This window comes from Mesorhizobium onobrychidis, from assembly GCF_024707545.1.
In the GTDB taxonomy this organism is placed as follows: Bacteria; Pseudomonadota; Alphaproteobacteria; order Rhizobiales; family Rhizobiaceae; genus Mesorhizobium; species Mesorhizobium onobrychidis.
Genome location: NZ_CP062229.1, coordinates 879942 through 903162 on the forward strand (window position 1 = coordinate 879942; position 23221 = coordinate 903162).

Consider the following 23221-nt stretch of genomic DNA (forward strand, 5'->3'; position numbering starts at 1 on the left):
CATGCCGCATAACATCCTAGTCGCCGACGACGATCCGCACATCCGCGAAATCATCTGCTTCGCGCTCGAAAAGGCCGGCATGAAAACGGTTGCCGTAGCCGACGGCGCCGCCGCATTGCAGGCGATCGAACGCCGCGCGCCCGATCTTGTCGTGCTCGACATCGGCATGCCGGAGATGGACGGGCTGGAGGTCTGCCGGCGGCTCAGGCACACATCCGATGTGCCGGTGCTGTTCCTGTCCGCGCGCGATGAAGAGATCGACCGCATCCTCGGGCTCGAAATGGGTGGCGACGACTATGTCACCAAGCCGTTCAGCCCGCGTGAACTGGTCGCACGCGTCAATGTCATCCTACGGCGCGCTCGCCCGGCAAAGGCCGAACAGGCCGACGACAGGCAATTCTCGCACGGCAGACTGGCTTTGCTGCCGGCCAGCCATGCCGCCAGCTTCGACGGCAGGCCGCTGGTGCTGACCTCGATCGAATTCGCCATCCTGAAAGGGTTTCTGGCACGCCCGGCGCATGTGCTCGGGCGCGACATGGTGATGGCCAATGCCTATGCCGGCAACATCCATGTCGCCGACCGCACCGTCGACAGCCATATCCGCAACATCCGCGCCAAGCTGGCGGCGGCCGGCTGCACGGATGCGATCGAGACCGTGCATGGCGTCGGCTTCCGGCTGGGCAGGTGCGGCGCGTGACGGCGCAGAAATGGCGGCCGCGCCTCGCCACGGTCGTTGTTGCCATCCTGATCATGGTGATGGCGCTGCCGCTGGTCGGCCTGTTCTTCTTCCGGCTCTACGAGAACCAGCTGATCCGCCAGACCGAGGCCGAGCTGATCGCGCAGGGAGCCGTCCTTGCCGCCATCTATGCACAGGACGTCCGCGCCGCGGGCATCCCGGCCGAGAGGCTCGGCGCGGCCGTGCCTGCCGACAGAGACAATCCGGACTCTCCCTACCGGCCGATCGAGCCAAGCCTCGATCTCGCCTCCGACAGGGTTCTGGCGACACGGCCTGCGGCGACGGCCGCCACCGTCGATCACGCCTTCACGGCGATCGGCGCTCGCCTGTCGGGCATTCTTGCCGAGACGCAGAAAACCACGCTTGCCGGCTTCCGGCTGCTCGACGCGAAAGGCGTCGTCATCGCTGGACGCGAAGAGGTCGGCCTGTCGCTCGGCGCTGTCGAGGAGGTTCGCCAGGCGCTGGCCGGCCGCTACGCCAGCGCGCTCCGGCAGAGGGTTCCGAACCAGCCTTCACCATCGCTCTATTCGGTCAGCCGCGGCACGAGAGTCCGCGTCTTCGTCGCCATGCCGGTCGCCGTCGACGGCAAGGTCGCCGGCGTGGTCTATCTGTCGCGAACGCCGAACAACATCGTCAAGCATCTCTATGGCGAGCGCGGCAAGGTGGTGCTGGCGGCGATCGCCATCCTCGGCGGCACGCTGCTCATCGGCCTGATCTTCCTGCGCACCGTCAGCCGGCCGATCTACGCGCTGATGGACCGGACAAAGCGCATCGCTGCGGGTGATCGAGAAGCCATCATCCCGCTCGATCATCACGGCACGCGCGAGATGGCAGCGCTTTCCGACGCCTTCCTCGACATGGCCGAAAAGCTGCATGCGCGGTCGGACAGCATCCAGACCTTCGCCACCCATGTCTCGCACGAGCTCAAATCGCCGCTGACGGCGATCCAGGGTGCGGCCGAATTGCTGCGCGATTCCGGTAGCGCAATGGATGAGGCCGAGCGGCGGCGGTTTTCGAACAACATCGTCACCGACGCGGGGCGGCTCAATCTGCTGGTGCGCCGTCTGCTCGACCTGGCGCGCGCCGAAAATCTTGCGCCCAGCGGCGAAAGCACGTCGGTTGGCGCCGCGCTGGCGCTGCTGCCGGCCGAGGCCAAGCTGGCGGTTCGTGTCGAGGCCGGCGGCGATATCCGCCTGCGCATCTCGGCCGAGAACGCGGCGATCGTGCTCGCCAATCTCATCGACAATTCGGCGCGGCATGGAGCGACGCTCGTTTTCATTACGGCGGCGAGTACGGACGGCAAGGCGATTGTCCAGCTGAGCGACGACGGCGCCGGCATTTCGCCCAGCAACCGGGCCCGCATCTTTGAGCCATTCTTCACAACGCGCCGCGATTCAGGCGGCACCGGCATGGGCCTCGGCATCGTGCTGGCCCTCCTGAAAGCGCATGATGGCACGATCCGGCTGGTTGACTCCGAGCGCGGCACGCGCTTCGAGATCATCCTGCCGGCTGTGTGAATTGGAGCCTGATCCGAAAACCGGCTTTCGGGATCATGCTCTGGAACTGGAGAATCGAGAAAGTGCGCCACGACGTCGTCATCATCGGTGGAGCCATCGTCGGCTCCTCGATCGCCTATTATCTGCGCGAGGAAGGCTTTTCGGGCTCGATCGCGCTGGTCGAGCGCGACCCGCAATTCGCCCATGCGGCAACGACGCTGTCCTGCGCTTCAATCCGCCAGCAGTTTTCGATTCCCGAAAACATCCGCCTGTCGCAGTTCACGCTGAAACTGTTCCGGCGGCTCGGCGAAGAATTCGGGGCCGATGCCGATATCGGCTTTCGCGAAGGCGGCTACCTCATCCTTGCCGGCGAGAACGGATTGCCGATCCTCAAGGCCAACCACGAGACGCAGTTGGCCGAGGGCGCCGACATCGTGCTTGAGGATGCGGAGGCGCTCGTCCGCCGGTTTCCGTGGCTGTCGGCGGAGGGCATCACCGCCGGTGCCTATGGCTGCACGGGCGAGGGCTGGTTCGACGCGCATGCCATGCTGATGCTGTTCCGCAAGGCGCTGCGGGACAAAAACATCGATTTCATCACCGCTGATGTGACCGGCATCGAACGGCAGGGCGACCGCGTCACCGGGGTAAACCTCGACAACGGCGAGCGGCTCGACGCCGGCATCGTCGTCAACGCCGCCGGGCCGAATGCCGGCAAAGTTTCCGCAATGGCCGGGCTGGCGCTGCCGGTAGAGCCGCGCAAGCGCAACGTCTTCATCTTCGAGGCGCGCGAGAAATATGCCGACATGCCGCTGCTGGTCGATCCCTCAGGCATCTATGTCAGGCCGGAAGGCTCGGTCTACATCACCGGCGGCGGCGAGCCGGAAGAGGGCGACGGCCCTGCCGATCCTGCCGATTTCGAGCCCGACTGGCCGCTGTTCGAAGAGGTGATCTGGCCGGTGCTGGCCACCCGCATTCCCGCCTTCGAGGCGATCAAGCCGACGCGCGCCTGGGCCGGCCATTACGACTACAACACGCTCGACCAGAACGCGGTGATCGGCCCGCATCCGCAGGTCAGGAATTTTCTCTTCGCCAACGGTTTTTCCGGCCACGGCCTGCAGCAGGCGCCGGCGGTCGGCAAGGCGCTGGCCGAGCTGATCGTGCATGGCGGCTACCGCACGGTGGACTGCTCGGCGTTTGGGTATGAGCGCGTTGCCGAGGGGCGGGCTTTTAGGGAATTGAATGTGATCTAGCCAAGAAGGGCTGGCGCCGCGACGGTCCTTTTCGATGCTGGAGGGACAGCGCCCCCCTCTGTCCTGCCGGACATCTCCCCCACATGGGGGGAGATTAGCAGTTTCAGCGCCCCGCTCGCCCCTGCGACGAAGGAGGTTGGCGAAAGCGGTGGGGACGGCCAATCTCCCCACTCGTGGGGGAGATGTCCGGCAGGACAGAGGGGGGCGCGAAGGATCGACAGGGCGAAGCCCTCAGCGCTCGCGGCCGAACCAGAACGCGTCGGGCATGCGCGCCATGCCGATCCGTTCGTAGAAGCCGACGGCGTCGGGCACGGAAATCAGTGAGATGGCGACGGACGGCCCGAGCTGCCGCCGCACTTCGTCGAGCAGGCCCTTGCCGATGCCGAGCCCTTGCGCCGATTTGCAAACGGCGAGCTCGGAAATGTAGCACACCCACGAGAAGTCGGTGATGCCGCGGGCGAGGCCAATCAGCGGCTTGCCAGGCGCATCGAGGCGCGCCGTCAACACCAGATCTGCATTGGCAAGCATCGCCTTCAGACGGACGTCGTCATCGATGGGCCGAGTGACGCCGAGGCCGGATTCCACCAGCACGCGGCGGAACTCGGCTGCGTCGAGGGTCGGTTCGATGGCGTAGAGGACTTTGGGACGTGTTGTCATTCCGACCAAGGTGCACCATAGGGCGGCAACTTTGAAGCGGTCTGTGCTCCAGGACCAGGGCCAGCTGAAAACAGCCGCCTTTTATTTGCCCGCAGCTTTGTATAAACCGGGCGCCAACACATCCCCCGCAGCGAAAAGAAGACGGGCAAAGACCATGGAAAAATTCACCAAGCTCACCGGCGTTGCCGCGCCGATGCCGATCGTCAATGTCGACACCGACATGATTATTCCCAAGGATTATCTCAAGACGATCAAGCGCACCGGGCTCGGCAGCGGACTGTTTGCCGAAATGCGCTACAAGGACGACGGTTCGGAAAACCCCGACTTCGTGCTCAACAAGCCGGCCTATCGCAAGGCGCAGATCCTGGTCGCCGGCGACAATTTCGGCTGCGGCTCGTCGCGCGAACATGCGCCATGGGCGCTGCTCGATTTCGGCATACGCTGCGTCATCTCGACCTCGTTCGCCGACATTTTCTACAACAACTGCTTCAAGAACGGCATTCTGCCGATCACCGTCAGCCCCGAGGATCTGGAGAAGCTGATGGATGACGCCTCGCGCGGTTCCAACGCAACGGTATCGGTCGACCTCGAAGCCAAGGAAATCCGCGGCCCCGACGGCGGCGTGGTCAAGTTCGACCTCGACGACTTCAAGCGGCACTGCCTGCTCAACGGGCTCGACGATATCGGCCTGACCATGGAGAAGACCGACGCTATCGCCTCGTTCGAGAAGAAGAACGCCGCTGAGCGCCCCTGGGCCTGAGCGTACGATGACCCCGGCCGCGACAGGCCGGGTTTCGTGGCGGCTGAACGGAGGGACAGTCATGACACGTTCGCTTCTTGCCGGCGCCTGCGCGCTGGCGTGGATTCTGATGCCGGTGGCTGGCGCGCATGCACAGACCGACATGGTGCTCGTGCCGGCTGACGATCCGTCCGGCGGGGCCGCCGACCTGGGCGCGTCGAGCAATGCGGCCCTAGCCGACGATGACAGCCAAGCACCGGTCCCGTTCGAGAGTGGGCAGCTGACCATCACCCAGCAGGAAGAGTATGGCGAGAAGGTGCTGGCCTATGACGGCAAGCAGCTGGCCAGCAATTACGAGGTGTCCTTCGACAAGATCGTCAAGGTCGGCGGGGTCAACGTCGCGCTGGTCGATGTCGGCGATGGCGGCAACCAGTGCGGCCCGGCCACGGTGATCGTCTGGAAGCCAGAAGGCGGCGCCATCCAGAGCATCACGGTCGAGCAGGATGAATGCGGCGCACCGCCGGCTGCGATCTCCGACAGCGCCATCTATTTCGTGCCCTATCTGCTGCCGGGCGTTTCCAAGCCGGCGCTGCAATGGTCGTCGACGGACGGGCTGACGACTTCCGGCAATCTCACCTATATGCCGGAGCCAGGCACTGACTGGAAAGACGTCGATGCGTCGAAATACGACAACATCGTCGACGCCTTCCACAACGAGGCCATCTACAGGCTGGCCGAGACGCTGCTCGGCAAGGAGATGCCCGAGATGGCGACCAGCCTGCTGGTCGGCGGCGGCACCGAGAAAACCGCCTCGGGCGCCTTCTATGCCAGCGGCTGCGTGCCGCACGATTGCGGTGGCAATGACGGCTTCATGGGGGTCGACCCGGCCAACCACAAGCTCTATTTCGCCCGCCGGGGCGACAAGCCCGAGCCGGACGCGTGGCCAACTGTGAACACGTGGCCCGCCGACGTCAGGGAAGCGATGGACAAGGCGCTCGGCTCGCCGAATTAGCTTCTCTGCTTCGTGCCGTTCCCGAGGCCGGGCCGAGCGGCGGCAGTCGTAACCTTAGAGCATCAACAAAAAAGCCCGGCCATGGCCGGGCTTTCCGTCGAATGGAGATTTCCATCAGTCGCCATCGATCGCCGTGGCCATGCGGGCGATGGCCTGTTGATAGACGCTCGCGGAATTCCAGCCAGCAATTGCGCCCATATTCGCCTGCGCGCTCCCGCCGGCCCGCCAACCATGACCCTTGAGGAAGTTGGCGGTGGAAGCCAACGCAGTGCTCTTGTCGCGCAGATTTTTGTTGCCGACTCCATACTTCAAAACATTTCCGGGCAGGAACTGCGTGTGGCCAATCTCGCCATGCGCGGCACCGACCGACGAGGCGCTCAACGCTCCGCGATCAACCAGCTTCAGGGCTGCAATGGCATGCGGATAAAAGAACTCCGGGCGGCGGCAATCATAGGCAAGCGTTAAAATGGCAGAGACGGTATTCTGCTTGCCCATGGAGGAACCGAAGCCGGTCTCCATGCCCCAGATGGCGAGCAACACACCCGGCGACACGCCGTAGGTTCCCTCGATCCTGGCGAACAGCGCCGCGTTCGACTTCTTCAGCGAACGGCCCTTGGAAATGATGGTGGACGCGCCACGGCGCTTCATGAAAGCTTCCACCGAGCCGCCGAAAGCCTTGTGGATTGCGCGGTCGGCGGCGATCGTCCTTGTTGCGTAGGTCGCGCGAGCCAGAGCGGCCAGACCCTTCGAGCCTACACCGTTGGCCCTAGCCTCGGCGGCGAACTCAGCCTTCCACGCTTCGAAGCCGGCGCCTGTGTTGCCGCACTGGGCGGCCTGTGCAGCTGTTGCCGCAGCAAGCATCATCAATGCCGCCGCTGCGAAAATCTTTCCCTTGGCAAAAAATGCCATGTTGCTCTCCTGGTTGCCTGGATCTTGTCCCAAATACGAATTTGCCAGCGAAACGCCCGCTTGTCACTGTTGGCGCACGTACGCCCACTTGGACGCAGTACGCTCCAACACTTTACAATCAGCGCATCGTGCTTTCCGAGAATCGAAACCGATTTTCGAGCCGCCCGCTAAGAAGTCGTTTACGCATCGCCGGCGCAGCGCTGGCGAATGCCGGAGAACTTGCTTACGATCAAGTAATTATTGTGGCGGGGGCTAGAATATTCATGGAAGACGTTGACGTCGTGGTCATCGGGGCCGGCTCGGCGGGACTTTCCGCCGCCAAGACCCTGGGTGCGGCCGGCCTTTCCTTCAAGCTGTTCGAGGCGATGAACCGTATCGGCGGCCGCGCCTGGACCAGCGATCAGCATTTCGGCGTCCCTTTCGACATCGGCTGCGCCTGGCTGCACGCGGCCGACCGCAATCCCTACTTTGCCGAGGCGCAAGCTGCCCGCTGGACGCTTCACCATCACGACATGAATGTCGATCATCTCTATTATCGCAATCGAAAGGCGAGCGAGGACGAGGAGGCCGCGATGAAAGCGGCCGATAGCAGGCTGTTCGAGCTGCTGGCGGCGCATGAGATCAAGCCTGGCGACGACGACCGTCTTTCGACGTTGCTTGCCAGGGGCCATGCGCCGCGCGCCGCCGCCACCTTCGCCGGGCCGATGGACTTTGGCGCCGACGAGGACGAGATATCGATCCGCGACTTTCAGGCCGCCGCCGATCTCGATCCGAACTATTTCACCAAAGAGGGGTTCGGCGCGTTGGTCGCCGGTTTCGGCGCCGACGTGCCGGTCGAGCTGTCGACGCCGGTGCGGAAAATCCTCTGGGACGTGCCTGGCGTCGCCTGCGTCACCGATCGCGGCACCATCCGCGCCAAGGCGGCCATTGTCACCGCCTCGCCGGCGGTGCTCGCCTTCGAGGAGATCGAATTCGCGCCGACGCTGCCCGACACGCATTTCGCTGCCTTCTTCGACCTGCCGATGGGCATGCTGACCAAGCTGCCGGTCGAGATCAGGGGTACAAGGCTCGGGCTGGCGCCCTTCGACGATCTGCTGATCGAGCGGCTGGCCAGGCATGATATCTACTTCCTTTGCTTTCCTTTCGACCTCGACCTGATGGTCGGCTTCGTCGGCGGCGATTTCGCCTGGGAGATGTCGGCGGCGGGCGAGGCGGCAGGCGTCGACTTTGTCGTCGACCGGCTGTGCGCCATCTTCGGCGGCGACGTCCGAAAACATGTCGGGCGCGCCATGATGACCAATTGGGGCGGCGAGCGGTTCGTGCGCGGTGCCTATGCGGCGGCGCGGCCCGGCCGTTCGCAGGCGCGCGCCACGCTGATGCAGCCGGTGGCGGAAAAAATCTTCTTCGCCGGCGAGCATCTGGCCGGTCCGCTGATGCAGACCTGCGGCGGCGCCAGGCTATCGGGCGAGGCGGTGGCGAGGACGGTCGCTGCCCAGCTTGCGGCAAAATAGCAACGGCAGGAACGCCGGCCGCCGACAGGCGTTTGGGCGATATGCCGCTCCGCACTATATCCGGGCTGATGATTTCGAGACCTGACGATTTGAGATTGGGATGAAGCTCTTCGATTGCCCGCATTGCGGCCACCGCCTCTATTTCGAGAACGCCCAGTGCCTGAGCTGCGCCAGTTCCGTGCTCTACGATCCAGGGCATGCGTGCTTCGTGTTGTCCGGCGCCGGCGGCGTTTTCCAGTGCACCAATGCCGACGAGTGCGCCTGTAACTGGATGGCGGAACCGGGCCATGCCTTCTGCCGCGCCTGCGAGTTGAATCAGCTGATCCCGGACCTTTCGGTCGATGGCAACCGCCGTCGCTGGATCCGCGTCGAAGCGGCGAAGAAGCGGGCAATCTATTCGCTGCTCGCCGCCGGACTGCCGGTCGCACCCAAGCAGAACGCCGGCGACGAGGCCGGCCTCGCTTTCGACTTCCTCGCCGATCCGATCGGCGGCGGTCCGGGTGGCGAGCGTATCCTGACCGGCCATGACAACGGCCTGATCACACTCAATGTCGCCGAGGCGGACTCGGCTGAGCGCGAAAGACGGCGTGTCGAAATGGGCGAGAACTACCGCACATTGCTCGGCCATTTCCGCCACGAACTCGGCCACTATTATTGGGACCGCCTGATCCGCTATGACCCGCAACGGCTTGTCGCCTTCCGCACATTATTCGGCGACGACCGCACCGATTACGAACAGGCGCTGAAGGCCTACCATGCCAATGGCGCGCCGCCCGACTGGCAGCAGGGCCACATTTCGGCCTACGCCACGTCCCATCCCTGGGAGGACTGGGCCGAGACATGGGCGCACCATCTGCACATCACCGATACACTGGAGATGGTGCATGCGCTGAATTTCCCACTCGGCCGACTGGAAACCGTGGAGGCCAACGACCTGTCGCGGGGCGACACCGGCGGCGAGCTGCAACCGGCGCCGTCCGAACCTGCCCCCGTTCCCGAACCGTTCGAAAAAATAATAGCCCGCTGGCTGGTGCTGTCGGAAGCGTCCAACTCGATCAACCGCTGCATGGGCCTGCCCGACCTCTATCCCTTCGTCATCTCGGAGGTAACGGCACAGAAGCTGGCCTTCGTCCATGAGCTCCTGACTGTAGTGAAAGAAACCGGAACAAAACGTGAGCCGGCTGAGGCGTTTTAGCCGGAACGCATAGGGCCTTGTTTCGTTTTCGTTCGCGAGGGACCATCAAAACGGAGCGAAACCATGAAGCGCATACTGTTTCCTGCTGTCGCCGGAGCGCTTGTCGCCATGTCGGGCACAGCCTTGGCCGATACCGCCGTCTCGGCTGTCGCCGATCTCAACATTCGCGCCGGCCCCGGCCCGCAATACCCGGTCATCGGCGTGCTCGCCGCCGGCCAGTCGGCGACGCTTGATGGCTGCATCCAAAACAGCAAATGGTGCACCATAGCCGAGGCCAATGGCCAGGGCTGGATCTATTCCGACTATGTGACCGCCGATTTCGGCGGCAACGAGGTCGTCCTGACCCGGCGCCCGGCCGCCGCAGACATTGCCATCGTCGAAGCGCCCGCCGATGTCGACTATCCCAACACCTATACCGGAGCGATCGTCGCTGGCGAGCCGATCGAGCCGATCAGACGGCCGCCGGCCGAAGTCCGCACCTATATCGACACCAACCGGCTCGACCCGGTCTATCTCGAGGGCGAAGTGGTTACGGGCGCGACCTTGCCCGATACCGTCGAGTTGCGCGAGATTCCGGACTATGACTACCGCTATGTCTATGTGAACGGTCAGCCGGCACTGGTCGATCCGGGCACCCGACGCATCATGTACGTCGAGCGCTGACGTCATCAAGCAACCAGGCGGCCGCCGGGCAAGAGCCAATGGCGGCCGCCGCTGTCCGACATCGTTAACCCGAGCTTCGTGCTGGAGCGGCGTGCCCGCCGCTCCAGCTTTGTCCGAGCATCGGATTTTCCCAAAACCGGTTCCACTTTCAGGTTCGATGCTCTAGATCGTGCGACCCGATGCATCAGGCAAGGAACCCGCGTGATATCAGACCCTGCCGCCTTCGAGCGCTACCGGCATACTCCCAACGCCAAGACGACCCTGCCGCGCCTCCTGCTCGGAACGGTGATCGTCATCCTGTTCTGGGTCGCGACAACCATCGCCGTGCTGTTCGGCGGCGCCTATCTTTTTGTTATCTGGCAGGCATCGTCTGGCGCCCCGATAGAAGGAGGGGCGGTGCAGAATTTCATGGCCTCGCCCGCCGGAATCCTCGCCGCGCTCGCCTCCTTTGCCGGAATCTGGCTCGGCCTGTGGGCTGCCATGCGCTGGGTCCATCGCGAGCCGCTGATGGCGCTGATCGGCACCAGCCGCCGCGTTTCGCGCTCGGGATTCTTTAGGGGATTGGCCGCGGTGCTGCTCACATCGCTGCTCTCCGAAATCCTGCTCTATCTCTTGCAGCCCGACATTGCGCGCGGTGCGATCGGCCTGTCGTCCTGGCTGCTGTTCCTGATCCCGATCGCTGTGCTGACCCTGCTGCAGACCTCGTCCGAAGAAGTGCTGTTCCGCGGCTATCTCCTCAGGGGCCTGGCCAACCGGTTTCAAAACCCCTTCATCTGGGCATTGCTGCCAGCGCTTCTGTTCACTTCGATGCATTGGAGCCCAAGCTCGACGGCCGCCATCAACGCCTGCGTGCTGGCCTCGATCGCCGCTTTTGCGCTGCTCCTGACGCTTGTGGTCTATGCCACGGGCAATCTCGGCGCAGCCTTTGGCGCCCATCTCGGCAACAATCTGACCGGCTTCCTGCTGATTTCGCACCAGCAGAGCTACAATTCCTTCGCCCTGTTCAACGCCAAGCCGCTCGAAGGCCCCGGCTGGACGACGCTTGATGCCGTCCTCATCGCGGCGATCGGCACCATCTGCAGCCTGTTGACCGTTCTGCTGCTGCTGCATCCGCGCTCGCCGCTGAAGGTCGAGCCGGATATTTCGCACCCCGGCGGCCCAAGCTGATGCGCATCACGCTGGTGGTGCTGCCATAAACCGAACCGGCCCGGTTCAGCGTATTCGGCCCCGCACCTTGACTCCGCGGCCGATTTCCTGTCTACACGCCGCGAATTCCGCGACGAGTATTCCTCCGAGCAAGCCGACCGGGACGCCGAAGCCTCTTTGAGGTGACGTGCTGTAAATCGATCCTGGAGGCTAACATCCGGCAGCGCTGTGCGCCCCCGGGTGCTTTTTGGCTTTGGGCTTTTGCCTGGACCGGCTTTGGGTTGGATACTGGGCGCGAACGCATTACCTCTCGGGTCGAACGACCCGAGATTGAAGGACGCAAGATGTTTGAATCGCTTCAGGAGCGCCTTGGCTCCATCCTGAACGGCCTCACCGGTCGCGGTGCCCTGTCCGAGGCCGATGTCTCGGCGGCGCTGCGCGAGGTGCGCCGTGCGCTGCTCGAGGCCGACGTGGCGCTGGAAGTGGTGCGTTCCTTCACCGACAAGGTTCGCGAGAGGGCCGTCGGCGCCGCCGTGGTGAAGTCGATCAAGCCCGGCCAGATGGTCGTCAAGATCGTCCATGACGAGCTGGTCGAGATGCTCGGCGCCGAGGGCGTTGCCATCGACCTCAACGCACCGGCCCCGGTCGTCGTCATGATGGTCGGCCTGCAGGGTTCCGGCAAGACCACGACATCGGCCAAGATCGCCAAGCGCCTCACCGAGCGTCAGAACAAGAAGGTCCTTATGGCCTCGCTCGACACGCGGCGTCCTGCCGCGCAGGAGCAGCTCCGTCAGCTCGGCGAGCAGGTCAAGGTCGCCACGCTGCCGATCGTCGCCGGCCAGAATCCCGTCGACATCGCCCGCCGCGCCGTGCAGGCGGCAAAGCTCGGCGGCCATGACGTCGTCATCCTCGACACCGCCGGCCGTACCCATATCGACGAGCCGCTGATGGTCGAGATGGCCGACATCAAGAAGGTGTCGTCGCCGCACGAGATCCTTTTGGTTGCCGATTCGCTGACCGGCCAGGACGCCGTCAATCTGGCGAAAAGCTTCGATGAGCGCGTCGGCATCACCGGGCTGGTGCTGACCCGCATGGATGGTGATGGGCGTGGTGGTGCAGCACTTTCCATGCGCGCCGTCACCGGCAAGCCGATCAAGCTGATCGGCACCGGCGAGAAAATGGACGGGCTGGAGGAATTCCATCCCAAGCGCATCGCCGACCGCATCCTCGGCATGGGCGACATCATCAGCCTCGTCGAAAAGGCTGCCGAAAACATCGACGCCGAGCAGGCGGCGGCGATGGCCAAGAAGATGCAGTCGGGCAAGTTCGACCTGAACGACCTTGCCGGCCAGCTTCAGCAGATGTCGAAGATGGGCGGCATGGGCGGCATCATGGGCATGATGCCGGGCATGGGCAAGATGAAGGATCAGATGGCTGCCGCCGGTCTCGACGACAAGATGTTTGGCCGCCAGCTCGCCATCATCTCGTCGATGACCAAGGCCGAGCGCGCCAACCCCGATATTCTGAAGCACTCGCGCAAGAAGCGCATCGCCGCCGGCTCCGGCACCGACGCGGCCGAGATCAACAAGCTCCTGAAGATGCATCGCGGCATGGCCGACATGATGAAGGCGATGGGCGGCAAGGGCAAAGGCGGTGGCCTGATGCGCGGCATGATGGGCGGCCTGGCCCAGAAGATGGGCCTCGGCGGCATGATGCCAGGGGGTATGGGAGGCATGGGTGGCCCGGGCGGCATGATGGGCGGCGGCATGCCGGACCTGTCCAAGATGGACCCCAAGCAACTCGAAGCCTTGCAGAAGCAGGCGCAGGCAGCCGGTCTCGGCGGCATGAAGGGCCTGCCCGGTGGCCTTCCAGGTGGCGGTGGCCTGCCTGGGCTGCCCGGCGGCATGAAGCTTCCTGGTCTGCCGGGATCTGGCGGCGGCCTGCCAATGCTCGGCAAGAACGGCCCCGGCAAGAAGAAGTGAGGGCGCCATGAACGAAGAGAAGGACATGGCCGACGCCCGTGCGGCGCTGGTCGACTACCGCGCCTCGATCGACAACATCGACGCAGCGCTCATCCACATGCTGGCCGAGCGTTTCCGCTGCACCAAGGCGGTCGGCAAGCTGAAGGCGTCGCATGGCCTGCCGCCGGCCGATCCGGCACGCGAGCAGCAGCAGATCGCCCGCCTTCGCCAACTGGCGAAGGACGCCCATCTCGACCCGGATTTCGCGGAGAAATTCCTGAACTTCGTCGTCCGTGAAGTGATCCGGCATCACGAGCATATCGCCGCATCCAACGGCGTAACGAAAACCGGCTGAGGACCAGTGCAGCCGGACAACGACATGCATAAAGACAACAGCCACAACCCCGATCAACGAAAATCAGAGTTTTTAGGAGAAAAGAAATGCCACTGAAAATCCGACTGGCCCGTGCGGGCTCGAAGAAGCGTCCCTATTACCACGTCGTCGTCGCCGACGCCCGTTCGCCGCGCGACGGCCGATTCATCGAGTCGCTCGGCTCGTGGAACCCGCTGCTGCCCAAGGACGGCGAGCGGGTCAAGGTCGACGCCGACCGCGTCAAGCATTGGCTTTCGCACGGCGCCCAGCCGACCGACCGCGTGCTGCGCTTCCTCGATGAGGCCGGCATCGCCAAGCGTGAGACCCGCTCCAACCCGAAGAAGGCCGAGCCCGGCAAGAAGGCGCAGGAACGCGCCGCACTTCTGAAGAAGGCGCAGGACGATGCAGCCGCCGCTGTTGCCGCCGCGGCCGCCGCGCCGGCCGAGGCGGAAGCCGCGACCGCCGAATAATCGACCTTTATCGGTCATGAAGACGGCGGGCCATTGCCCGCCGTTCTCTTTTCAGGGCATGCCCGTGAGGGAGGCCGCGCCTGTTCAATAGCCCTGCGGGCAACGGGCGATGTATACGCGGCCATAGCGATCCCGGTAGCGGCAGCGGTCCGGTTCGTTGGCCCGGCCGATCAGCGCACCGGCGACGGCGCCGACGGCACCACCAACGACAGCTCCCTCCACCGGATCGTTTGCGACGGCAGCGCCGACAGCAGCGCCACCGAGGCCACCGACCGCCGCGCCCTGTTCTGTCCGGGAACAGGCTGCGAGCGAGGTTGCCAATACCATCAGGACCACCAGCTTCTTCATTGTCGTTCCTCTCAAACGGGGTTTCCCGTCCTCGCCGCCATATCTCCTAACTCGCAATCGGGCGATTTGATCCAAAGTCAAAGAAGAAGGGTGGCGGCAGACCGCGCCTTCTCTGGCGGCGCGACCGCCCATCGAACGGCTTTTGAAGTCGCCGCTATCGGTTGAACTGGATCAGCGCGCGCACCCTGGGGTTGCGCAGAAAAAGGCCACCCCACAAGATGAAGCCGAGATAGACGCCGAACAGCGTGTGCGAAAACAGCGGGCTGCCGATACGTATATGCGTCGCGATGGCGCCACCGAGGTAGGCGGTGAGCAGGATGGCGCCAAGCACCGAGGTGCGCGGCACCGCATACAGCGCAGTCGAGACCAGTCCGATGAGGCCGAGCATGCGCGAGACATTGGGATCGGCCGGCCAGCCGAGCTGCACCATGGTCTGGGTGACGACATCGAGCGGCGGCAGCTTGATGACGCTGTCGAAGATCATGAACAGCACGATGAGGGCGCTGAGCCCTCGGCCGGTCCACAGCGCGCCCGGCGTGACGGATGCTGTTTGAGACATGGTCATTGGTCCTCCGGTTGTTTCGAGCCCTCTTGGCGAGGGTCGAACCAAGGACGCGGCGTGAGGCGGCGATCCAACACGCCTACGATCTTTTGAGCGCACGGCGCTGCCATGAGCGTGGGAACAAACCCTAGGAGAAATAGTATTTTTCGGCGGGGATCATTTTTGGCGGCGCCTCGCCGAGCGCCTCGAACACCGAGATTTCACAGACGCGGCACAGGCCGTCGAGGGCGAGGTCGTTGGCCTCGGTGCCGAACGGGTCCTCGAGTTCCTCCGAGAGCGCGTCGAGGCCGAAGAAGGTGTAGGCGATCAGCGCCGTGAACAGCGGCGTCGCCCAGCCGGCAGTCGAGGCGAGCCCAAACGGCAGCAGCAGGCAGAAGATATAGGCGGTGCGCTGCAAGAGCAGCGTGTAGGCAAACGGAAGCGGTGTTCCCATGATGCGCTCGCAGCCGGCCTGCGCTGCGGCGATTTGCGACAGGCGCTCGTCGAGGATGCGGTAGCCCATGACGTCGATCGCGCCGGCCCTGTACAGCGCGGCGGCTCGCTCGCCCATCCGCCGCACCAGGGCGTCGGGCGGGTTGGCCAGCTTGGCGGCACTTTCGGCTTCGTCGCCGATGAACGCGCGTGCGTCCGACGTTGCGTCCACCCGCCGAAGCAGGCCGCGCAGGAAGTGGCAGAAGGCGATCGCCTCCATCAGCAGGCCGCGCAGTTCCGCCCGGTTTTCGATCAGCCCGGTGCTGGCGCGCGCCAGATTGCGAATGTCGAAGACAAGCTGACCCCACAGCTTGCGCGCTTCCCACCAGCGGTCATAGGCGGCGTTGTTGCGGAAGCCGAGATAGATCGACAGCGCCACACCGAGCAGGGCGAACGGCGCGGGGCCGGCATTGCCGAAGTCAAGCTTCAGTGCCCTGACCGCCAGCACCACCAGCGCGCCGTAGACGCCGAAGCCGAAGATCTGCGGCAGGATGCGCGGCACCACCGAGCCGCGCATGATGAAGAACAGATGCAAGAATCCCGGGCGCGGGCGAACGATCATAAAAACCCCTTTCACGGACCGGCAATGGCCCTGATCGGTTCCATTGTGCAATGCAGTATACGCACAAGCTCAGCCGCCAGCGACATGGCGATGTCGCCTTGCCGGCCTGGGGCCGAGCACGCTATCGAAAATCCGCAAGACATTCGGGAGCAAATCGATGGCCGGCGAGACCGATCTGAAGAAACTGCTGGCAACGATGACGCCGGAATTGCGTCCCCGCATCCACGTCTTCGCCACACTGCCGCGCGATGCGCCCGTACCGGACAGCCTCGAGCCGGTGATGCTGTTTCGCGAGCGCGAGGGCACGACGCTGATCGCGCTAGAGGAGGAAGCCGAGGCCGCTGGCCTGGAGATCGTGTTTCGCTGCCGCATGGTGACGCTGAACATCCATTCGTCGCTGGAGGCGGTAGGCTTCCTCGCCGCCATCACCACGCGTCTTGCCGCCGCCGGCATGGGCGTCAATCCGGTCTCGGCCTTCTATCATGACCATCTGTTTGTCCCGGCCGATCGGGCGGAAGAGGCGGTGGCGATACTGACGAAGCTGGCGGAAGAGAATCGTGGGTGAGGCGGGCGCCTTGTGTCTGGAAATGTGGGCGCTGCCCCTCATCCCCTGCCGGGACCTTCTCCCCGTAAAACGGAGAGAACGGAGCTAACGGCCGAAGGCCGAGCCCGCGACTGCGGGCCGCCGGTTGTCCGGCGCCCCCGCGGAGGGCCGCCGCGGCAGCGGCGATACGGCCCGTGAGCGAAAATTAAATCGGCCGAAGGCCGAGCCGTGAGCGAGAATCAAGCCGCCTTCTTCTTCGGCTGGATCAGCCCGCGCTCGATCAGCAATTCGGCGATCTGCACCGCGTTGAGTGCCGCGCCCTTGCGCAGATTGTCGGAGACGATCCACATCGACAGGCCGTTGTCGATGGTCGAATCCTCGCGGATGCGCGAGATGAAGGTGGCGTCCTCGCCGGCCGAGTCCAGCGGCGTGATGTAGCCGCCGTCCTCGCGCTTGTCGAGAACCTGGCAGCCCGGCGCTTCGCGCAGAATCTCGCGTGCCTCGTCGGCGGTGATCGGTTTTTCGAACTCGATGTTGACCGCTTCCGAATGGCCGATGAACACCGGCACGCGCACGCAGGTCGCCGTCAGCTTGATCTTGGGGTCGAGCATCTTCTTGGTCTCGGCGACCATCTTCCACTCTTCCTTGGTGAAGCCGTCGTCGAGGAAGACGTCGATATGCGGGATGACGTTGAAGGCGATGCGCTTGGTGAACTTCTTGACGTCGACCTGGTCAGCGACGAACACGGCCCGCGTCTGCGTGAACAATTCGTCCATGCCTTCCTTGCCGGCGCCGGAGACCGACTGGTAGGTGGCGACGACGACGCGCTTGATGGTGGCGAAGTCGTGCAACGGCTTCAGTGCCACGACCAGCTGCGCCGTCGAGCAGTTCGGGTTGGCGATGATGTTCTTGCGCGTGAACAGCGAAATCGCGTCCGGGTTCACCTCCGGCACGATCAGCGGCACGTCCTGGTCGTAGCGGAAGGCCGACGAGTTATCGATGACGACGCAGCCCTGCTTGCCGATCTTCGGCGACCATTCCTTCGAGACGTTGCCGCCGGCCGACATGATGCAGATGTCGGTGTCGGAAAAATCATATTGGTCGAGCGTCCTGACCTTCAGCGTGCGGTCGCCGAACGACACTTCCGTGCCCTGGCTGCGCCGCGAGGCCAGCGCCACCACCTCGCTTACCGGAAAGCCGCGCTCTTCCAGTATGTTGAGCATTTCTCGGCCCACATTGCCCGTGGCGCCGACGATTGCAACCTTGAAACTCATCGAAATCTCCTGTCCTCTCCGCTCGGTTTTTTTGGAGAAAACCCGCCGGCCGATGCGGGTTTCAACCCCCGGGCCGGACCCGGGAGAGGGTGGTTAGGCCAAGGGAATCAGACCGTTTTAGTGGTCGTTTTAGCCGTAGTTTTGCTGGAACGAGGAGACGCGCCGACGCGCCCGGCCCAATGGTTCGCATTGCGGCCGGGGAAGTCGAATGCAAGAAGCGCCATTAAAAGGCCGCGCATCGAAACTATCCCGTTCGGTGCCGGCTTTTACGCGGTTTAGGCGAAGAGTCAATCGCGACGCAGCGAGGCGGCTTGCCCTGTACAATGGCGGCGGCGCGAAGTACGAACGATTGGATCGTTTGGCTCGTGGCGCTCCTGGTGCTCGCCGACGGATGACCCATTGCCGGGCATAAAAGAATCCGAATTCCGAAAGAAGCATATGTCCAATTTCGAAGCACTTGTCCCCGCGCTGGCAAAGGCGCTGGAAAAACGCGGTTATGTCGAGCTGACACCGGTGCAGAAGGCGGTTCTCGAGCTCGGGCAGGCCGATGCGCTGGTTTCGGCGCAGACCGGCTCCGGCAAGACCGTCGCCTTCGGCCTCGCCCTGGCGCCGACCCTTCTCGATGGGGCCGAGCGCTTTTCCCACGCCGCCTTACCGCTGGCGCTGGCCGTCGCGCCGACGCGCGAGCTCGCTTTGCAGGTAACGCGCGAGCTGGAATGGCTTTACGAACTGACCGGCGCAGCGATAGCGTCCTGCGTCGGCGGCATGGATATGCGCACCGAGCGACGCGCGCTGGAACGCGGCGCCCATATCGTCGTCGGCACGCCTGGCCGGCTGCGCGACCACATCACCCGCAACTCGCTCGACATGTCTGAACTGAAGGCAGTCGTGCTCGACGAAGCCGACGAGATGCTCGATCTCGGCTTTCGCGAGGATCTGGAATTCATCCTCGACGCTGCCCCTGCCGAGCGTCGCACGCTGATGTTTTCGGCCACCGTACCGCGCTCCATCGCCACGCTGGCCAAGGGTTACCAGCGCGATGCGGTACGCATCTCGGCCTCGGGCGAGGAAAAGCAGCATCTCGACATCGAATACCGGGCGCTGAGCGTGGCCCAGCCCGACCGGGAAAACGCCATCATCAACGTGCTGCGCTATTACGAGGCGAAGAATGCACTGGTGTTCTGCAACACGCGCGCCGCCGTCAATCACCTGACCGCGCGCTTCAACAACCGCAACTTTTCCGTGGTGGCGCTTTCGGGCGAGCTGAGCCAGAACGAGCGCAGTCACGCGCTGCAGGCAATGCGCGACGGCCGCGCCAAGGTCTGCATCGCCACCGACGTTGCGGCGCGCGGCATCGACCTGCCCAACCTCGAACTGGTGATCCACGCCGACCTGCCGACCAATCCGGAGACGCTGCTGCACCGGAGCGGGCGGACGGGGCGGGCGGGACGCAAAGGCGTCAGCGCGCTGATCGTGCCCAACAATGCCCGAAGGCGCACCGAACGGCTGCTGCAAAGTGCCGGCCTTGCGGCGACATGGGCAAGTCCGCCTTCGGTCGACGACGTCCTGCGCCGCGACGACGAGCGCATCCTCGCTGATCCGGTTTTCGCCGAGCCTGTGACGGACGATGAGCGCGGCTTCGTCAGCACGCTTCTCGACCAACGTGGCGCCGAGCTGGTGGCGGCGGCCTTCGTGCGTCTCTGCCGCTCCAGCCGCTCGGCGCCCGAGGATCTACTCGACATCGCTCCGTTCACGCCGTCGGGAGACAAGTTTGCGCGCAGGGACGAGGCACCCAGCCGCCGCGATGATTTCGGCGACAGCGTCTGGTTCTCGCTGTCGGTGGGACGCAGGCAGAATGCCGAGCCGCGCTGGCTGATCCCGATGCTGTGCCGGACCGGCGGCATCAGCAAGCGCGAGATCGGCGCCATCAAGATGCAGCCGGAGGAAACCTTCGTGCAGATCGCGGCCGATTGGGCCGACCGGTTTCTCCAAGCGATCGGGCCCGACCGCAAGCTGCAGAACAACATCGCGGTGAAGCGGCTGGACGGCACGCCCGACCTGTCGCGGGCCGGCTATCAGGAACCACGCCCGGACAAGAAGCCGCACCGTGGCAAGCGGACATTCGACCAAAACGCGCCCAAATTCGAGAAGCGCGCACCGTCAGCCGATCAGCGCCCCGCCGCGTTCGAGGCAAAGCCCTGGGCCGGGAAGGCAAGCAAGCCGAAATTCGACAAGACCGGCCCCACCAAGAACAAGAAGCCGAAGAAGCGGCCGGCCTGAATTAAGCGATCTTGACAGGTGGCCAAAGAACGCCGCGGAAAACGAAAGCTGTAGCGATCCTTCCCACCCCCCTCTGGCCTGCCGGCCATCTCCCCCGCAAGGGGCCACTTGGGGGGAGATCAGCAGCTTCAATGGCAGCTCCAGCCTTCCATTGATCAAGATTGGCGAAGGCCGGGATGACGGCCAATCTCCCCCCTTGCGGGGGAGATGTCCGGCAGGACAGAGGGGGGTGCTGTCCCTCCGGCATCAAGGTTCTGCACCGGCTCGATGCTCTGATGTCATGGCATGGAATCCCAGGGCCTCCGCGACACCGCTTCGCTCCTGCTCCGCCGCGGGATGCCGAAAGCGCGGTGGCCTGCTCGTAGCCGACGCACTGCATTTCGCGCACACCCCTTGCGATCCGCCCTGACTTTGAACAGTCTGAGCAGCGGGACCAGAGGTGGGACATGCGCGGCGAAGTGCTTCACTATGACGAGGACCAAGGCTTCGGTTTCATCACCGGAGCCGACGGCAACCGCTACACTTTCGCGCGCGAGGATCTGCGCCGAGAGGCGTCGATGGCCAGGGGCACGGTTATCGAGTTCCAGCCGGCCGGCGGGCGGGCACGCGACGTTTTTTCGATCCGCGCCCGGACTGCCGGTCCGCCCGCCAGTCCGCCTGCCGCAACCGCCGCCCCGACTCAAACCGCCAATGTGCCCGGGGCGCCGCAACATTTCGGCCGGTCCGCTGAAAGTCGTCCCGCCGCGGCTACCGGATTGTGGGATTATTTCTGGCGGGGCCTGACTGAAAATTACTTCAACTTCGCCGGCCGTGCCCGCCGCAAGGAATATTGGGGCTTTTGCCTGTTCTGGACGATCGCGCTGATTGCGGTCGTCGGCATCGGCCTCTTCCTCGACGACGCCATGGGCAATTTCGACGAAGTGCCGGCAGTGACGGTCGGTCTTTGCGGCACGTTTGTGCTGGCGACAATCCCGCCATGGATCGGACTGAACGTGCGTCGCTTGCACGACATCGGCCTGACCGGCTGGCTTTTTCTGGCGGTGCTCATCCCAACCATCGGCTGGCTGATCATCCTGGTCTTCGCGCTGATCCCCACGCAGGCCCGTGAAAACCAGTGGGGTCCGGTGCCGGCAGGCGTCGGGGCCTATTAGCGTCCCCGGGCGTCGCCCTGCAGACGTCGACCGCCACAGACTCAGCCCAGGAACTTGGCAATGATCGCGTCGCCCATCTGAGTGGTGCCGACCTCAGTCATGCCCTCGGAAAGAATATCCCTTGTACGCAAGCCCTGGTCGAGCACGGCGGCGATGGCGCTTTCCAGGCGGTCGGCCTCTGTCACCATGCCGAAGGAATAGCGCATGCACATGGCGAAGGAGGCGATCATGGCGATCGGGTTGGCGATGCCCTTGCCTGATATGTCGGGGGCCGAGCCATGCACCGGCTCGTAGAGCGCCTTGCGCTTCTTCGTCTTGGCATCCGGCGCGCCGAGCGATGCCGACGGCAGCATGCCGATCGAGCCGGTCAGCATGGCGGCAATGTCGGACAGCATGTCGCCGAACAGATTGTCGGTGACGATGACGTCGAATTGTTTCGGCCAGCGCACCAGCTGCATGCCGCCGGCATCGGCCAGCATGTGGTCGAGCTTGACGTCGGCATAGCGCGCCTTGTGGGTCTGCGTGACGACCTCGTTCCACAGCACCCCCGACTTCATCACATTGCGCTTTTCCATTGAGGTCACATGGTTGCGGCGTGTCCGTGCCAACTCGAAGGCAACGCCCGAAATGCGCTCGATCTCGAACGTGTCGTAGACCTGCGTGTCGATGCCGCGCTTCTGGCCGTTGCCGAGGTCGATGATCTGCTTGGGCTCGCCGAAATAGACGCCGCCGGTGAGCTCGCGCACGATCAATATATCGAGCCCTTCGACCACCTCCTGCTTGAGCGAGGAGGACGCCGCCAGCGCCGGATAGCAAATGGCGGGCCTGAGATTGGCGAACAGCTCCATGTCTTTGCGCAGCCGCAGCAGTCCGGCTTCCGGGCGAACCTCATACGGCACCGCATCCCATTTCGGGCCGCCGACGGCGCCAAACAGCACCGCGTCGGCAGCCATCGCCTTGGCCATGTCGGCATCGGAAATCGCCGCGCCATGTGCGTCGTAGGCGCAGCCGCCGACCAGCCCCTCATCGGTGACGAAACCACTGCCGAGCCTGTCATTCATGGCGGCGATCAGCTTCTTCACCTCGGCCATCGCCTCGGGGCCGATGCCGTCGCCGGCGAGCAGGAGGAGATTTTTCGAAGCCATCGGAACCGTCCTAACTGTGTCGCATGACCCCGAAATCGGAATCGATTTCGGGGTCATGCGCAGAACCAAAATTCTACAGCGTCCTTTGCGCGTCCAAAAGGACGCGCGGCGCTGGCGTGAGCCGCGGCCTTGCTAAACGCCAAGCGGGCTGTGCGCAAGCTTTTGGTTCAGAGCATCTTTGGCGATCCTTGGCGCCCCGCCGACATCCACGCAAGCTTCTGCACCGCCGCCGCGCTCAGGCCGTGCGCTTGAGCGCCGTCACTTCGATCTCGATCTTCATTTCCGGCTTATTGAGCTGACAGACGATCATCGTCGCCGCCGGCCTGATGTCGCCAAAGGCCTCGCCGAGGATCGGAAAGACGATGTCGACGAAAGCCGCGTCGGTGATGTAGTAATGCGCCCGCACCACATCACCTATCTCGAAGCCGCCATCCTGCAACGCCTTGGCGATGGTCGCAAGGCAATTGCGCGTCTGCGCCTCGACCGTCTCCGGCATCGACATGGTCGCATAGTCGTAGCCGGTCGTCCCGGAAACGAAACACCAGTCGCCCTGTACCAAGGCACGCGAATAACCGGCGGCCTTCTCGAAGGGCGAGCCGGTGGAGATCAGTTTTCGCATGGGCCTTCCCTCGCATATTCCTAAGGCGATATTGAGCTGAAGAAGTGCCTTCCGGCCATGGGCCAGGCGGGACGAAATCGACAGTGCAAACCCGCTATAGGCCGGCACTTCGGCATCGAACTCCTCCGCAAGGCCACCAGAAGGCCA

The 23221-nt window shown here is 64.2% G+C and carries 23 protein-coding genes; 15 read left to right on the forward strand and 8 right to left on the reverse strand.

Going from position 1 to position 23221, the window contains the following annotated elements; all coding sequences use genetic code 11:
- The first annotated feature begins 1 nt into the window (after position 1).
- The 3 genes from IHQ72_RS04165 to IHQ72_RS04175 all read left to right on the forward strand — a co-directional run bounded on the left by IHQ72_RS04165 (position 2) and on the right by IHQ72_RS04175 (position 3482).
- A complete protein-coding gene (locus tag IHQ72_RS04165; protein ID WP_258121304.1) occupies positions 2-697 on the forward strand; it encodes a response regulator transcription factor in 696 nt (231 codons plus the stop codon).
- 59 nt (positions 698-756) lie between these two features.
- Positions 757-2253: an ATP-binding protein gene (locus IHQ72_RS04170; protein ID WP_258123725.1), complete on the forward strand. Its 1497-nt coding sequence runs from the start codon at positions 757-759 to the stop codon at positions 2251-2253.
- Positions 2254-2315: 62 nt separating this feature from the next.
- Positions 2316-3482, forward strand: a complete 1167-nt coding sequence (locus IHQ72_RS04175) for an NAD(P)/FAD-dependent oxidoreductase (RefSeq protein WP_258121305.1) — start codon at positions 2316-2318, stop codon at positions 3480-3482.
- A 231-nt stretch (positions 3483-3713) separates the two neighbouring features.
- On the opposite strand, the gene IHQ72_RS04180 is transcribed toward IHQ72_RS04175, so the two are convergent.
- Positions 3714-4139 (reverse strand): GNAT family N-acetyltransferase, encoded by a 426-nt coding sequence (locus IHQ72_RS04180; RefSeq protein WP_258121306.1) that lies wholly within the window; start codon positions 4137-4139, stop codon positions 3714-3716.
- A 154-nt stretch (positions 4140-4293) separates the two neighbouring features.
- Between IHQ72_RS04180 and leuD the strand changes: the two genes are divergently transcribed.
- Positions 4294-4899: a 3-isopropylmalate dehydratase small subunit gene (gene leuD / locus IHQ72_RS04185; RefSeq protein ID WP_258121307.1), complete on the forward strand. Its 606-nt coding sequence runs from the start codon at positions 4294-4296 to the stop codon at positions 4897-4899.
- A gap of 61 nt (positions 4900-4960) precedes the next feature.
- Positions 4961-5890: an Ivy family c-type lysozyme inhibitor gene (locus IHQ72_RS04190; protein ID WP_258121308.1), complete on the forward strand. Its 930-nt coding sequence runs from the start codon at positions 4961-4963 to the stop codon at positions 5888-5890.
- 114 nt (positions 5891-6004) lie between these two features.
- Here IHQ72_RS04190 and IHQ72_RS04195 read toward each other — a convergent pair whose 3' ends face one another.
- The gene (locus IHQ72_RS04195; protein ID WP_258121309.1) at positions 6005-6799 is read right to left on the reverse strand and encodes a lytic murein transglycosylase; all 795 of its coding nucleotides are present in this window, start codon (positions 6797-6799) and stop codon (positions 6005-6007) included.
- A 263-nt stretch (positions 6800-7062) separates the two neighbouring features.
- Here IHQ72_RS04195 and IHQ72_RS04200 point away from each other — a divergent pair, with 263 nt between their 5' ends.
- The 7 genes from IHQ72_RS04200 to rpsP all read left to right on the forward strand — a co-directional run bounded on the left by IHQ72_RS04200 (position 7063) and on the right by rpsP (position 14118).
- The gene (locus tag IHQ72_RS04200; protein ID WP_258121310.1) at positions 7063-8310 is read left to right on the forward strand and encodes a flavin monoamine oxidase family protein; all 1248 of its coding nucleotides are present in this window, start codon (positions 7063-7065) and stop codon (positions 8308-8310) included.
- A gap of 100 nt (positions 8311-8410) precedes the next feature.
- Positions 8411-9505, forward strand: coding sequence for a zinc-binding metallopeptidase family protein (locus tag IHQ72_RS04205; protein ID WP_258121311.1), 1095 nt, complete (start codon positions 8411-8413; stop codon positions 9503-9505).
- Between the two features lie 63 nt (positions 9506-9568).
- Positions 9569-10168 carry a DUF1236 domain-containing protein gene (locus IHQ72_RS04210; RefSeq protein ID WP_258121312.1) on the forward strand — a complete coding sequence of 200 codons (600 nt, stop codon included), beginning with the start codon at positions 9569-9571 and terminating at the stop codon, positions 10166-10168.
- A 201-nt stretch (positions 10169-10369) separates the two neighbouring features.
- Positions 10370-11335: a CPBP family intramembrane glutamic endopeptidase gene (locus tag IHQ72_RS04215; protein ID WP_258121313.1), complete on the forward strand. Its 966-nt coding sequence runs from the start codon at positions 10370-10372 to the stop codon at positions 11333-11335.
- Positions 11336-11658: 323 nt separating this feature from the next.
- Entirely contained in the window at positions 11659-13296 is a 1638-nt protein-coding gene (gene ffh, locus IHQ72_RS04220) for a signal recognition particle protein (protein ID WP_258121314.1), read from the forward strand.
- 7 nt (positions 13297-13303) lie between these two features.
- On the forward strand, positions 13304-13630 hold the full coding sequence (locus IHQ72_RS04225; protein WP_254027833.1) for a chorismate mutase: 327 nt from the start codon (positions 13304-13306) through the stop codon (positions 13628-13630).
- 86 nt (positions 13631-13716) lie between these two features.
- Positions 13717-14118, forward strand: coding sequence for a 30S ribosomal protein S16 (rpsP, locus tag IHQ72_RS04230; RefSeq protein ID WP_258121315.1), 402 nt, complete (start codon positions 13717-13719; stop codon positions 14116-14118).
- 84 nt (positions 14119-14202) lie between these two features.
- Here the strand turns inward: rpsP and IHQ72_RS04235 are convergent, their stop codons facing one another.
- From IHQ72_RS04235 to IHQ72_RS04245, 3 genes are all read right to left on the reverse strand, one after another.
- Positions 14203-14466 (reverse strand): YMGG-like glycine zipper-containing protein, encoded by a 264-nt coding sequence (locus tag IHQ72_RS04235; RefSeq protein ID WP_258121316.1) that lies wholly within the window; start codon positions 14464-14466, stop codon positions 14203-14205.
- A 154-nt stretch (positions 14467-14620) separates the two neighbouring features.
- The gene (locus tag IHQ72_RS04240; RefSeq protein WP_258121317.1) at positions 14621-15031 is read right to left on the reverse strand and encodes a DoxX family protein; all 411 of its coding nucleotides are present in this window, start codon (positions 15029-15031) and stop codon (positions 14621-14623) included.
- 124 nt (positions 15032-15155) lie between these two features.
- Positions 15156-16061, reverse strand: a complete 906-nt coding sequence (locus IHQ72_RS04245; RefSeq protein ID WP_258121318.1) for a bestrophin family protein — start codon at positions 16059-16061, stop codon at positions 15156-15158.
- Positions 16062-16218: 157 nt separating this feature from the next.
- Here IHQ72_RS04245 and IHQ72_RS04250 point away from each other — a divergent pair, with 157 nt between their 5' ends.
- Entirely contained in the window at positions 16219-16626 is a 408-nt protein-coding gene (locus IHQ72_RS04250) for an ACT domain-containing protein (protein ID WP_258121319.1), read from the forward strand.
- Between the two features lie 218 nt (positions 16627-16844).
- On the opposite strand, the gene IHQ72_RS04255 is transcribed toward IHQ72_RS04250, so the two are convergent.
- Positions 16845-17879 (reverse strand): aspartate-semialdehyde dehydrogenase, encoded by a 1035-nt coding sequence (locus IHQ72_RS04255; RefSeq protein WP_095484850.1) that lies wholly within the window; start codon positions 17877-17879, stop codon positions 16845-16847.
- A gap of 438 nt (positions 17880-18317) precedes the next feature.
- On the opposite strand from IHQ72_RS04255, the gene IHQ72_RS04260 reads away from it, so the two are divergent.
- Positions 18318-20159, forward strand: coding sequence for a DEAD/DEAH box helicase (locus tag IHQ72_RS04260; protein ID WP_258121320.1), 1842 nt, complete (start codon positions 18318-18320; stop codon positions 20157-20159).
- A gap of 446 nt (positions 20160-20605) precedes the next feature.
- A complete protein-coding gene (locus IHQ72_RS04265; RefSeq protein WP_258121321.1) occupies positions 20606-21310 on the forward strand; it encodes a DUF805 domain-containing protein in 705 nt (234 codons plus the stop codon).
- Positions 21311-21351: 41 nt separating this feature from the next.
- On the opposite strand, the gene leuB is transcribed toward IHQ72_RS04265, so the two are convergent.
- Together leuB and IHQ72_RS04275 are read right to left on the reverse strand one after the other, a co-directional pair.
- Complete coding sequence (gene leuB, locus IHQ72_RS04270; RefSeq protein WP_258121322.1) at positions 21352-22455, reverse strand: 3-isopropylmalate dehydrogenase; 1104 nt, start codon at positions 22453-22455, stop codon at positions 21352-21354.
- A 235-nt stretch (positions 22456-22690) separates the two neighbouring features.
- Positions 22691-23074: a RidA family protein gene (locus IHQ72_RS04275; protein WP_258121323.1), complete on the reverse strand. Its 384-nt coding sequence runs from the start codon at positions 23072-23074 to the stop codon at positions 22691-22693.
- Positions 23075-23221: the final 147 nt, after the last annotated feature.